The sequence below is a fragment of the Nocardioides taihuensis genome, from assembly GCF_042657275.1.
Taxonomy (GTDB): domain Bacteria; phylum Actinomycetota; class Actinomycetes; order Propionibacteriales; family Nocardioidaceae; genus Nocardioides; species Nocardioides taihuensis.
In genome coordinates this window covers 804,454-817,310 of the sequence record NZ_JBHSKD010000027.1, presented here as the reverse complement: position 1 = coordinate 817,310, position 12,857 = coordinate 804,454, and the positions used below count along the sequence as shown (strand labels likewise).

General features: G+C 72.7%; 9 protein-coding genes. 7 read left to right on the top strand and 2 right to left on the bottom strand.

Annotated elements, in window-relative coordinates; all coding sequences use genetic code 11:
- Nucleotides 1-1,242 precede the first annotated feature (1,242 nt).
- Both ACFPGP_RS21915 and ACFPGP_RS21910 read left to right on the top strand, forming a co-directional pair.
- Entirely contained in the window at nt 1,243-1,815 is a 573-nt protein-coding gene (locus ACFPGP_RS21915; RefSeq protein WP_378593419.1) for a calcium-binding protein, read from the top strand.
- Nucleotides 1,816-2,078: 263 nt separating this feature from the next.
- Nucleotides 2,079-3,491, top strand: coding sequence for a hypothetical protein (locus ACFPGP_RS21910; protein WP_378593417.1), 1,413 nt, complete (start codon nt 2,079-2,081; stop codon nt 3,489-3,491).
- Nucleotides 3,492-4,204: 713 nt separating this feature from the next.
- Here the strand turns inward: ACFPGP_RS21910 and ACFPGP_RS21905 are convergent.
- Nucleotides 4,205-7,387: an ATP-binding protein gene (locus tag ACFPGP_RS21905; RefSeq protein ID WP_378593415.1), complete on the bottom strand. Its 3,183-nt coding sequence runs from the start codon at nt 7,385-7,387 to the stop codon at nt 4,205-4,207.
- A gap of 98 nt (nt 7,388-7,485) precedes the next feature.
- Entirely contained in the window at nt 7,486-8,214 is a 729-nt protein-coding gene (locus ACFPGP_RS21900) for a PIG-L deacetylase family protein (protein ID WP_378593413.1), read from the bottom strand.
- A 508-nt stretch (nt 8,215-8,722) separates the two neighbouring features.
- On the opposite strand from ACFPGP_RS21900, the gene ACFPGP_RS21895 reads away from it, so the two are divergent.
- From ACFPGP_RS21895 to ACFPGP_RS21875, 5 genes are all read left to right on the top strand, one after another.
- Nucleotides 8,723-9,292 (top strand): OsmC family protein, encoded by a 570-nt coding sequence (locus ACFPGP_RS21895; RefSeq protein ID WP_378593411.1) that lies wholly within the window; start codon nt 8,723-8,725, stop codon nt 9,290-9,292.
- A 98-nt stretch (nt 9,293-9,390) separates the two neighbouring features.
- Nucleotides 9,391-10,629, top strand: a complete 1,239-nt coding sequence (locus ACFPGP_RS21890) for an NAD(P)-binding domain-containing protein (protein ID WP_378593409.1) — start codon at nt 9,391-9,393, stop codon at nt 10,627-10,629.
- Between the two features lie 11 nt (nt 10,630-10,640).
- A complete protein-coding gene (locus ACFPGP_RS21885) occupies nt 10,641-11,807 on the top strand; it encodes an NAD(P)/FAD-dependent oxidoreductase (RefSeq protein WP_378593407.1) in 1,167 nt (388 codons plus the stop codon).
- Between the two features lie 10 nt (nt 11,808-11,817).
- Entirely contained in the window at nt 11,818-12,537 is a 720-nt protein-coding gene (locus tag ACFPGP_RS21880; protein ID WP_378593405.1) for an AzlC family ABC transporter permease, read from the top strand.
- On the top strand, nt 12,534-12,833 hold the full coding sequence (locus ACFPGP_RS21875) for an AzlD domain-containing protein (RefSeq protein WP_378593403.1): 300 nt from the start codon (nt 12,534-12,536) through the stop codon (nt 12,831-12,833). The genes ACFPGP_RS21880 and ACFPGP_RS21875 overlap by 4 nt, the downstream gene beginning before the upstream one ends.
- The last annotated feature ends 24 nt before the right edge of the window (nt 12,834-12,857 follow it).

The following is a 12,857-nucleotide window of genomic DNA, read 5'->3' as shown; positions in this document are numbered from 1 at the left end:
TGCCGTCCCGTCGGTAGAGAGTCGCCGGGGAGTGCAGCGGGCCGCTCGGTGACCGGCAGCTCAAACGAGACCTTGACCTGATGCCGAAGGGAATCGTTCCAGAACTGGACACTGCCCGTTCTCGGCCTGAGGTCGGAACTGAACTGGACTGCCCCGTCATTGCAGGTCTCGGCATGACTTCCTACCCCCCACGGAGGCGGGGGGTAGGAAGTACGGTCGGGATAACCCTCGGGATAACCACTGTGTTGTTCGACCGATCCCAGCGGAAGTGTACTCACGCAACGCTTGGGCCTGTCCCGCCCGCGAAGCAGCGCACCGGTTCCAGTAACGGGCCGTCCTGTGCGAGACGCAGACCTGGCGGTGGCCGACGACGGCACCGTGGTTGCGGTGTGGCGACAAGGCCGCCAGGCCGCGGAGCGTGTCCTGTTCCGAGCCGCGACCAGCGGCAGCTGGGGTCAGGTCGAGGAGATAGTCGGACCGCGCGAGCGCGGCCACCACCTCAGCCATCCTCGGACGCCACGGGCGGCGGTGTCGTCGCAGCTGTGTGGAGCGATTGCACGTGGTGGTTCCGTTGCCGCGCCGTCGGCCTGGTGAGGGGCGGCGGGCAGTGGCACGGGCCGCGGATGCTCTCGCAGGTCAAGGGACAGGTCGACCGACACCCGCCGGTCGTTGTGGACGACGCCGGCCGGGTGCGGGTCGCATGCGCTCGCGCTGTGCGCACCGATGACGACGCCGCACTGTGGACGCGAACCTGGACCGGCGCCAGCGGGTGGAGCGCCTTGGTGAGTGTCGCGCCCGGTGCGCACGTGGGCTCCTTCGGCGACCCGCAGCTCGTCCTCGGAAGCGGAGGGCAGCCGGCGTTTATGTGGCAGAACTTCGTCGCCGCCCCGGTCGTGGCCACGGGTCCGCGGCCGTCGCCCTGACTACTCCCTGCCGGTCTTCCTGAGGAACCGGCCAGCGTCTCCGTGCGTGCCTCGCCGCGACGGGGCACCGCTCTGCCACCGAGCCTCCAGAGCACCCCGCGACTCCATTGCTCCACGGCCCGACGCTTCCGGACCTCGGCGTCAATGCAGTCAAACCGTCTGAGGAACGACAGCAGGTCGCCCGGGTGGGCGGTGACGTTGGCCCCTGGCCGCCGGACCGCTGACGCGGTGAACTGAAGGCACCCGAGCACGCGGACGTCACGCTCCGACTGGGCGCAGTGCGGCCCTCCGATCGGGTGGCACTGAACGTGGAGGAGCCATGCGCCGTCTGACCAGCACAGTCAGGCGCGGTCGGCTTGTGGTTGGGGTGACAGCGTGCGCGTTCGCTGCTCTCGCTGCTGCGCCTGCCAAGGCGGCAGACCTGACCGGCACCCCGGGTGACGATGTCATCCACGGCACCCCGCACGCCGACGCCATCCGCGGTCTGGCGGGCAACGACTGGCTCTACGGGCGACGTGGCGCCGACGTCATCCGCACCGGCGCGGGCTCGGAGTGGGTTGAGGGCGGCCCAGGCGACGACACCATCATCGGGTCGCGCGGACGCGTCTGCTTCGAGGACCTCTACGGCGGTTCCGGTGACGACTACCTGTGGGGCGGCCCCGGCACCGACGGACTTTCCGGTCGGCGAGGAGACGACGAGATCCACGGCGGCGCCGGAGGCGACGACATCCGGCCCGGCTCAGGCACCGACATCGTCTTCGCCGGAGCAGGGAGCGACTTCCTCACCCCCGCAGGCGGCGGCAACGACCGCGTCAACACCGGGCCGGGGCCCGGACGAGGTCCAGGGATGGGGCAAGGGCCGTCAGGTGTACCGGCTGGGAAAGGGACGTGACGAGTTGTCGTGGTCTCGCCACGACCCTGGCGCGGACTGGATCTACTGCGGCCCCGGCCTGGACTCCGTGTACTACAACGGCCCGGAGCCGGGCGAGGGCGATCACCTCATCGGGTGCGAGTTCGTCGGCGATTGAGCAGATCCAGCGAGCGCCCAACCATCTCCGGTCCCGATACCCCGAGAGGACCTGTGCCTCTACCGGTCGCTCAAACCGGCACGCTCTGCTGGTAGGGGTCATTTCGAGCCGCACACCGGGAGCCGTCATGACTGCTCAACAGCGTCGACCACGTCGCTCGGCCAACGCCGGCCTTGCCGTCGCAGCGATCACCCTGACGCTCGCTGTCACCCCGGCTGCGGTGGCACACCGGACATCGACGGCCCACGCGAGCGGTCTTGCTGCCCCGCGGTCGGCCGTCGTCAGCAGGGGGCTGCTGGGCACGTGGACGCAGACCTGGACCGATCCGGTCAAGATCTCTGAGCCGACAGACGTCAGCGAGAACGTCGCCATCGACGGGTCCGGCGCCGGTGTCGTCGTCACTTGGTCACCGCGAGACGCCAACCTGCTGGCCCGCATCTACCGTCCGGGAACCGGCTGGGGCGACATCATCGACACCCCCGAGAGCTCGAACTCGATCCTGTACGTCCACGCGGCGATGGCGCCAGACGGGCAGGTCTGCCTCAGCTACGAGGAAAGACGGTACGCCGGGAACGTCATGTGCGACGCCGGCGACGGCGTCATCGGCGAGGAGTTCTCACAAGACCACCCCATCAGCGTGAGCGTCAGCAGCACCGGTGTCTTCACCGCCGCGTGGTGGGACGCCAACGATGCCGGGGAGCGACAGGTGTGGGCCTCCCAACGGCCCTCCGGCGCTGGGCAGACCTGGTCCGAGCCCGTCCAGCTGAACACAGCCGGGCACGAGACGGGCATCCGGCCGCAGGTGGTCCCCGGCAATGCGGCGCAGGCCAGCGTCATCTGGCCCGACCGGCTCGTCGCCGACACCGGCCCCTCGCAGGTGGTGGTCCGCACCCAGCGCCCCGACGGGACCTGGACCGACCAGGTCCCCGTCGCACCGGCCGGGATGCGTGACGTGGTCTCTGCGTTGCGGCCCGACGGTGACCTGGTCGTCGCCTACCGGCAACCGCACGAGGGTCCTCTGGATGTCCGCGAGCGCGACGGCATGACCTGGGGCGAGCCGGTCCGCGTCCGGGACGTGTCACGCAAGGTCGACCAGCGGACTGAGCTCACCCTCGCTGTCGGCGGCCGCGAGGTGACGGCACTTGCCTGGGAGGCGGACCTGCACGCGACGCCGAAGTACCGGCCGTTCGTCAAGGCGACCGTGGGTCGCAGTGGCGACTTCAGTCGCCCCGTTTCGCTCAGCGAGGGATGGGAGTACAGCTGGCTGCAGCAGGTCGTGGTGACCGGGAAGGGGACGGTCGTCTCCGCCTGGTGGTCCGACGGGCGGGGAGGAAGCCGCTACCTCGGCGGCTACCACGCCCGCGCCTGGACCGCGAGGCGTGGCTGGAGCCGAGTCACGGCGATCGGCGGCAACAACACCGAAGGATGGTCGGTGGTGTTCCCCGCCCTCGCGATCGGACCCTCCTCGAACGCCTGGTACGCCCACGTGGCAGGCCAGCGTCCCACCGTTCGCGTCAGCCACACCAGCGGAACTGGGTGAGCAGAACCGGAGCACCGGTCGATGCGCGGGGGGCAGCGACTGCGTCACTGATCCGCGAGGCCGATCTGGGACGGCAGGGGGGTGCAGGGCGGCGGTCGCGCTCGCGCCGGGCGATCGACGGAGGGAACAAGTCCACGGCGCGAGCTACCAGTCGAGGTAGCACACCGAACGGTCGGTGCGAGCCAGTTGCAGTCCTCCCTGCGGCACACCGGTGGTCCCGGTGACCCAGATGCCGGGTCGGGGCGCGGGCCCGTAGGCGCCTCCCCGGCGTCCATGACTGCGGAGAGCGCGGCGGACAGCGCCTCCTCGTCGTGCAGCAGCTCGTGCAGCGCCAGGACGTCGTCGGCGTCGAACGGCGGTCCGGCTGGCGGATCTTCCGGGTGTGCGGGATGCTCGGGCGCGGTGATGACGTGGCAGCCTGCGGCGGCCAGCGGGGCGACGGCGACCTCGGGAAGGCCGAGCGGCACGAGATCCTCACAGCCCCGGCAGATCCACCAGACGTGGCGAGCGGTGGGGGACAGGGTCAGGAGCACTGCGGAGGTGGGCACGCTGTGGTGGAGGCCGCACCGTGGGCAGCTGGCCTGAAGTAGCTTCATGGTTCCTCCTCGGGGTGGAAAGAGCAGGCTCACCATGGGCGACCCAACTTCCCCGCGCCTTCCCTGCTGGGGGAACGCACGGGGAAGTCGAGCCGGGTGAGCCGCGTCGACGAGGGGTCAGGTTGCCGACGGCGAGGCGAGCGCGGACTCGGCGTCCGCTGGTGTGCTGCCGAGGGCGAGTGGTCGGGCGCAGCGCTCGGCGTCTCGGGGGTGGCCGATCTGGGCGAACATCCGGCTCGCCTGGTCGAGCAGTCGCCGGGCGGCTGCGGGGTCGCCCTCGGCCGCCTCGAGGTGGGCCCTGGCCTCCACGGTCGCTGCCTGCCAGGCGGTACCCGGCCACAACGCCGTCGACCGCTCGGCGCTGGCGAGGTGCTCCCGCGCGTGCTCGAGGTCGCCGGCATCGGCACACGCGATCGCTGCGGGGACGGCGAAGGTCACCGAGCAGAACCAGCACTGGTCCCGGTCGTCAGTGGCGTTGCTGGCCATGTCGACGACCTCGCACGCCGCGGCGGGGTCGGGGGCTGCAGCGATCATGGTGCCGTGGATGCGGTCGATGAGGTGGATGGCCACGGGGGTCCAGCGCGCCAGCGGGAGAGCCCGGTCCAGGAGGTGCTGGGCCCCGTCTCGGTCGCCGCGGGCCAGGCGCACCTCGGCCAGCCGTTGCAGGCACAGAGCCTGCCCGGCTCGGGCGCCGGCCTCGGCGTGCAGGTCCAGTGCTTCGCGCAGGGCGTGCTCGGCCCGGTCGAGGTCCCCGGACAGCAGCGCGGCCTCGCCGGCCAGTGCGTGTGCGAACGCGACTGCCCGGAGAGAGCCGGCGCGCTCGGCACTGCTGCGGATCTCCTCGGCGAGGCGCAGCACCTCGGGGTAGGGCGTGGGTCCGTACAGCAGGTACTCCGAGACGCACAGGTTGGCGTCGAACACGGCCGCGACCACGCGTGAGTCGTGCGCGGAGGAGCGGAGCTCGGTCTCCAGACGGGAGTACCACTCGCCGCGCTGGTGCGCGATGAGCCCCTGGAGAGCCACCAGGTCGAGCACCTCCCAGCTGTCCTGGGCCAGGGACAGCAACGCGCGTGCCTGGGCGGCCGTGTCGGCCGCCGTCTCGAGGTCACCTCGGAAGAAGGCGAGGTTGGCGCGCGCCAGTAGCAGTGGCCCGTCACCGGGCCCCTCGTCGGGATCCAGCCCGGCAAGGGCGGCCTCGGCGGTGTCGAGGTCCCCGGCAGCGGTCGCGGCCCGAGCCAGGCCGGTGCGCGCCCGCTTGAGCAACGGACCACTGGTGGTTGCCAGCGCCTGACGGTACGACTCGACAGCGCGCGGGTCCCCCAGGCGGGTCAGGATGTCGGCGCGGAGCAGGTGCAGCTCGCCGGCGATCTCGGCCGGCGGCCGGTCAGCGGCGTCGAGGAGCGCCAGCGCGTCACGGTAGGCGCCGACGGCGGCTTCGGCCCTCGCGGCGCGCAGGAGGTGCGGCGCCGCACCGGTCGAGTCGCCCGCCGCTACCAGGTGGTGGGCCACTCTCGCCGGTGAGGCGCCGAGGTCCTCCAGGCGACGCGCTGCGTCCCGGTGCAGCAGTCGCCGCCGGTGCGCCGGCAGCTGCTCGAGCAGCGCCTCACGCAGCAGGGGGTGCCGGAAGCGGTACCCGGCCGCGTCCCGCACGATCGCATGGGCGGCGAGCGCCTCGTCGAGCCGGTCGTAGGCCGTCGCCTCGTCGAGCCCGGAGAGGGCCACGAACTCGTCGGTGTCGAAGCCGGTTCCGGCGACTGCGACGCGGGTCAGGACGTCGCGGACAGGTCGTGGCAGCTGCTCGATCAGCACGGTCATCAGGGGCCGCAGGTCGTCCGGCGCGTCCGCGGCGCGCCTCGCGAGCTCCACCACGGCGAACGGTTGGCCGCGCGACAGCACACCGATCGAGGACAGGAGCTCGGCGCTCGGGGAACGCACGTAGCGTTCGACGAGGTCCCGCACTTCCTCCTCGTCGAGCGCGGACAGGGAGATCTCGACCGCGTTGCGACGCTCGATCAGGCTGCTGCGCACGTCGCTGAGAGCCGCTGTCGCCTGGCTCGGTCGGTAGGCCAGGAGGACGGCCAGACGGGTACCTCCGCAGGAACGGGCGATGTGGTGGAGCAGCCGCAGGCTCGCCTCGTCGCAGTCGTGGGCGTCGTCGACCACGATCAGTGCGCCCTCGCCGGCGGCCGCGAGCCTGAGGAGCTCGGTGCTCGCCACGAACAGTCGTTGATGACCTCCGCCGCCGGGGTCGCCCACCTCCCGCACGACCAACGCGCGTTCGATCTCGGCACGGTGTTCATCGGCGAGGCCGTCGAGCAGCGCGGGGTGCTGCCGGCACAGGTCGGCGACGGCTTCGAGCACCGGGGCGTAGGGCCACGCTCCGTCGATGCGCGAGGCGCTGCCTCGACCGGTACGCCAGCCCCGCGCCGCCGCCAGGTCGATCGTGCGCTCCAGCAGCACCGACTTCCCGGAGCCGGGTGGCCCCGACACCAGTGCCGCGCAGCTCGTGCCGTGGGCGGCGCGATCGAGCAGGTCGGCCAGGGCGGCGCTCTCGCGGCCACGGCCGACCAGGTCATCGGTGTCGTCGGTGTCGACGAGGGGTGTGACGTCGGTCGCCGACGTCAGCGCCAGCGCGCGGTCGCGCAACGCGATGGCCGCGGGACCCGGCGTGACGCCGAGCTCTTGCCGCAGCACGCGGTCCAGCCGTTCGAACTGGCGCAACGCGGCCATCCGGTCCCCTCGGCCCAGGTGCTCGCGCATCACCTCCAGGTGAGCGGCCTCGTCGGCCGGATCGGCGGCGAGCAGGTCGCGCCAGCGACGTGCCTGCCGCAGCAGCTCGACACGGAGGCCCGCGAGTCGCTCGCGCTCGTGCTCGGTCCAGGCCTGGTAGAGGTCGTCGGGCAGCAGGTCACCGCCGTACGCCGCCAGGGCACGCTCGGCGCTCGCCACGTCGCCGCGATCACGGGCGGTCGTCGCGAGGGCCTCGAAGTCGGCGATGTCGGTGCGCGCTCCCTCGTCGGGAAGCAGCGTGACGACGTCGCCGCGGACCACGACGGCGTCCGGGTGCCCGATCGCGCGGCGAGCGTAGTGCGCCGCCTTGTGCAGCCGTGGGTTCGCGTCCGGGCCCACGTCCGGCCACAACGCCTCGACGACGCGGTCGCGGAGCAACCGGCGCCCCTCGGCGAGGACGAGCAGCTTGACCAGGTCAGCCGCCGCGCGCCGCTGCCAGGCCGAGGGCGCGACCGGGCTGCCGTCGACGACGACCTCGAAGCCCCCGAGCAGCCGGATCTCGACACTCATGGACCGGTCCTCCTGCGATGCCCGCGCCGGGAAGTCTAGGGCGACCGTCATGGACGGTCCACACAGATGCGACCGCGAACCCGGCGCACCGGTCCCCGTCACGCCGCCGGCGTTGCGCGGAGTGCGTCGGCGTCCGCGGTGACGAAGAACTCCTCGCTCCACCACGAGTCGTACACGGCTGCTCCCACGAGGGTGCGGAGCCCCGCGGTCTGGGAGGCGTGCGCGGCCAGCGCCTGACGCTTGCGCTCGAGCAGGCCCCCTTCACAGCGCAGCGAGAGTGCCAGCCGCTCCGGCGGCGTGCACGGGCGCTCCTTCCCCATCCACAGCCCGACGCGGTCGCTGAGGCCGCCCCACCGGCGGTAGTAGTCGGGGGTCAGCGTCGCGTACCACAGCGCGGCCCGACGGCCCGTCGCGTGCCACGCCCGCGTCGTCCAGGCGGAGATCGCCTGGTGGTCGCTGTGACCTGTCATCCCGTCGGGGCCGAAGGTGAGGACCAGCGCCGGCTGGACCTCGTCGAGCAGCGCAGCGATCGCATCGACACCCGCCTGGTCCTCGGGACGGCAGCGGCCGTCGTCGTGACCGAGGTGGCGGTGCTCCTCGACTCCGACGGCGGCCAGGCTGGCCGTCAGCTCGCGTTCCCGGAGCGCGGCCAGTCGGCGCGGCGGCCACCCTCGTGGGTCGTCGGTGCCGTGCTCGCCCCACGTCGCGGTGGCCACGACGACACGGTGTCCCGCATCGCGCGCGAGGGCCATCACGCCGGCGGACAGGTACGCCTCGTCGTCAGGGTGGGCCCAGACCCCCAGCACGGGTCCGTGAACCAGGGTCATCGCCGTCTCCTCTCGTCCGGTCGGAGGTTGCCGGCAGCTGCTTCCCAGTTCCTTCCTCCAGCCCCGCAGCGTCCGGAAGGCCACCGGAAGCCGCACGCGTCAAGGTCTCTGCCCGGACCCACCGAAGGTCGGTGGGCGGAGGAGAGGAAGACGATGGACGCGACCCACGCCGTACTGGCCAGGACCGTCATCGCCGAGCGGCACCGCCAGGCCCGCGAGGCACGACTCGCACACGCCGCGCGCGTCAGCCGACGCAGGCAACGACCGGCTACCCGGAAGCGGTGGCCCGCGCCGTGACCACGCGGACCGGCCCTCCGTCGCCCTGACGACGGGGGGCCGACGCACGTCCGGGCGCGGCGGAGCGCGGCGACTCCGAGGTTGCCGCGCGCTCGGCTTCCCGCCGCCCGCCGCGGGGGGAAGCGCAGGGGGAAGGGCTGGGGAAGCCGCGCCCCCCACGGTGTGCCCACCGGTTCGGCAACCCGCCGGCCACCCACCAGAGGAGCAGCACATGAACACCACCGTCCGCGTCGCCCGCAACGGGGTCGACGTCCCGACGCTCTTCGCCACGCTCGACGCGGTGAAGGCCAACCCCGAGCTGGCGCAGTTCCAGTTCCGTGCCCACAACCGCTGGGTCAGCGGCACCCACAGCCGCAGCAGCATCCAGGGCTTCTACGGTGCGATGCAGGAGGACACGACGCGCACCACGCCGTTCGTCTACGACGCCGACCACCCGCAGGTGCTGACCGGTCAGGGCAACGCGCCGACGCCTGTGGAGTTCCTCCTCCACGCGATCGCCGCGTGCCTGACGGCCGGCCTCGGGAACATCGCGTCCGCGCGTGGCGTGACCCTCCACGAGGTGGAGTCCACCGTCGAGGGCGACATCGACCTCAACGGAATCCTCGGCACCGCGCCTGCCGAACGGAACGGCTACACCGGCATCCGGGTGTCCTTCCGGATCAGCGGGGACGCGGACGAGCAGACGCTGCGCGAGCTCATCGAGCAGTCCACGCGCCGCTCGGCGGTCTTCGACGTGCTCAGCAACGGCACCTCCGTCGACGTCGCGGTCGACGTCGCCTAGGACCGCGGGCCGAACGCCGGCCGTCCCGCGCTGAGGGACGGCCGGCGACCCCACCGGGAGCACAGCCCATCCACACCAGAACCCACCAGGAGGACGGGATGCACAGCATCGACACCGTCGTCATCGGCGCCGGCCACGCCGGGGTCGCGACCAGCCACGCCCTCACCGCCGCCGGTGTCGAGCACGTCGTCCTCGAGCGTGGTCGGATCGGCGAACGCTGGCTCTCCGAGCGCTGGGACAGCCTGCGTCTGCTCACCCCGAACTGGATGTCACGCCTTCCCGGCTGGGAGTACGGCGGGCCCGACCCCGACGGCTTCATGACGGCGGGCGAGCTCGCCACCTACCTGGGCGCATATGCCGGCTCCTTCGCGGCGCCGGTGGTGCACAGCGCCGTGCACCGGGTCGCCGTCGACTCCCGGGAAGGCTTCCGGGTCGTCACCGACCTCGACGTGTGGCGTGCGGCCCGGGTGGTCGTCGCCACCGGCCACTGCCACCGGGCTGTCGTTCCCCGGGGCGCGACCGACCTCTCCGCAGACATCCTCCAGCTCGACCCGCTTCACTACCGGGGGCCGCAGTCGGTCGCCCCGGACGGCGTGCTGGTCGTCGGAGCGTCATCGACCGGCGTCCAGATCGCTGCCGAGCTGAGAGCGGCGGGGCATGACGTCGTGCTCGCGGTGGGACGTCACAGCCGACTGCCCCGTCGCTACCGCGGCCGCGACATCATGAGCTGGCTGGACGTGCTGGGATCGTTCGACCGCACCGTGGACGAGCTGCCGGCCCGCGCTGCCCGCTCGGAGCCCTCCCTGCAGCTGGTCGCCGGGTCGGACAACCTGGACCTGGAGGTCCTGCACGCGGCAGGCGTGCAGCTCGTCGGACGCTTCCGCGGGGCCGCCGGCGCGACCGCGTACTTCGCCGACGACCTCAGCAGCCACGTGTCCGACGCCGAACGACGGATGTGCCGCGTCCTCGCGAGGATCGACGCCCTCCCACCTCAGGGGACCGGGCCCACCGATGCCGTGGACGTCAGGCCCGTGCGAGTCGCGTCCGGCACCGGCCACCTCAGCCTGCGGGAGCGCCGCATCGGCACCGTGGTGTGGGCGACCGGCTTCCACGGGGCCTGGCCGTGGCTCGAGCCACCGGTCGTCTCACACGGCCGCATCACGCAGCACCGCGGACGTACCGCCGTACCCGGCCTCTACACCGTCGGGCAGCGCTTCCAGCACCGACGCGGCTCCAGCCTCATCGACGGGGCCCGGCACGACGTCGTCGATGTCGTGAGCGACGTCGTCACCGCACGCACCCACCCGCGCCGACTCGTCCCGAGCGGCGCCGCCTGAAGGAGACCCACATGTCCGATCCCGACTTCGACGCCATCGTCGTCGGCGGCCGCTGCGCCGGAGCCGCCACGGCCATGCTGCTGGCTCGACGCGGTGCCCGCGTGCTCGTCGTCGACCGCGCCCGCCGCGGCAGCGACACGTTGTCCACGCACGCGTTGCTGCGGCCGGGCGTCGTCCAGCTGCACCGTTGGGGGCTGCTCCCGGCGCTGCAGGCGACGGGCACGCCTGCGATCACGACGACCACCTTCCACTACGGCGCCGAGTCGACGCGCATCACGTTGCGGCCCGTGCACGGCACCCACGCCCTGTACGCGCCGCGCCGGACGGTGCTCGACCCCCTCTTGCTCGCTGCCGCGGAGGAAGCGGGTGCCGAGGTCCTCGCCGGTGTCGCCGCGACAGGTCTTGTCCACGACGAGCACGGCCGGGTCCGCGGCGTCGAGCTGAACGCCGCCGGTCAGCGCCGACAGGTCCGGGCCGCCACGACCATCGGTGCCGACGGGATGCGTTCCCTGGTGGCCGACGCGGTCGGAGCCGGCCCCTCACCACTGGGTCGTTCCGCGGGCAGGTGCGTCTACGGCTACCTCGACGGCGTCGTCACCGACGGCTTCGAGTGGTTCTACGGGGCCGGCCTGACGGCCGGGCTGATTCCCACCGATGCCGGGCAGACACTGGTGTTCGCCTGCGCCCCTGTGAGCGCGGCGTCGGCCACCCGCCTGCCCAGCGCCTGGCCGCCGCTTCTCGAGCTGCTGGACCGGGCCTGGCCCGCAGGCGCCGCGATGGCCTCTGCCGCCGCCACCAGCGGGAGGCTCCGTCGTTTCCGCGGGGCCCCCGCCTACCGGCGCCCGGCGTACGGACCGGGGTGGGCGCTCGTGGGTGACGCCGGCTACTACGTCGACCCGATGAGCTCGCACGGGATGTCCCAGGCGCTCCGCGACGCCGAGCTGCTCGCCGCGGCTCTCACCTCCGCCGAGCCGACGGTCGGGCTCAGCAGCTACGAGGCGTCCAGGGACGCGCTCTCAGCCCCCATCGCAGCGGCGGTGGAGGCCATCGCTGCGTTCGACTGGGACGAGCGGACGGCTCGCTCCCGGGTCCTGGCGATGACGTCCGCGATCAGCGACGAGGTCGACGCGCTCGCGCGCCTCGGAGAACCCTGGCCCGGCGCTGTGCCGGCAGCCTGAAGGGCCTGTCATGCTCCCCGAGACCGGCACGCCCGTGGGGACGTGGTCGACGGCTGTGCGGGCAGCGTCCCGCGACCTCCTTCCCTTCCTGATCACGCTCGTCCCGTTCGCGCTCGTGGTCGGCGTGACGGCCCAGCAGACCCGCGTCGGCGCTCTCGGCGGGCTGGCGGGCGGCTTCGCGATCTACGCCGGGACCGCCCAGCTGTCGGCGATGAGTCTCCTCGGCGCGGGCGCCCCGGTCGCGACGGTCGTCGTGACCGTCGCCATCATCAACGCCCGTCTCCCGCTGTACGCCGCCGCGCTCGAGCGCCACTTCCGCCCGCAACCACGCTGGTTCAGGTGGGTCGGCCCCCACTTCATCGTCGACCAGACCTACGTCCTCGTGAGCGCCCGTGACGACCTCGACCACCCGACCTGCTTTCGCCGGTACTGGCTCTCGATCGCGGCGGTCCTGTCCGTCGTGTGGCTGACGTCCATCGCGGCCGGTCTCGTGGTCGGCCACCGACTGCCCACCAGCAGCCCCGTCCTGGCCTTCGCCCCAGCTGCCCTCTTCATCCCCCTGCTCGTTGCCCGCCTCACCGAGCGGACCTCCACGACCGCGGCCGTGGCCGCCGTGGTCACCACGGCAGCGGTGCACCTGTCCGGCCTGGTCCCGGCCGGACTGCCTGTCCTGGTGGGGGCGGTGAGCGGAACCGTGGCCGCAGCCACGATGGCCAGGAGGACATCATGACCACCGTTCTCGCACTCGGCGCGGCCGCCGGCGTCACCTGGTTCCTCCGCGTGCTGACCGTGACCATCGTGCCCGCCCACCAGCTCCCCGCGATCGTGCGGGAAGCCCTGCCCCACGTCGGTCCGGCCGTGCTGGCCGCCCTCATCACTGCCTCCCTGCTCACTGCCCCCGACCACCACAGCGCGGCGTTCGGGATCGGGGCCGCTGCCACGGCGTTCCTCGCCTGGCGCGGCCACAGCGCCCTGACCGCCGTCCTCGTCGGCCTCGTCGTGGTCGCCGTCCTCGGCCGTCTGTAGCGCGAGACGTGCGTCCTGCCGGTG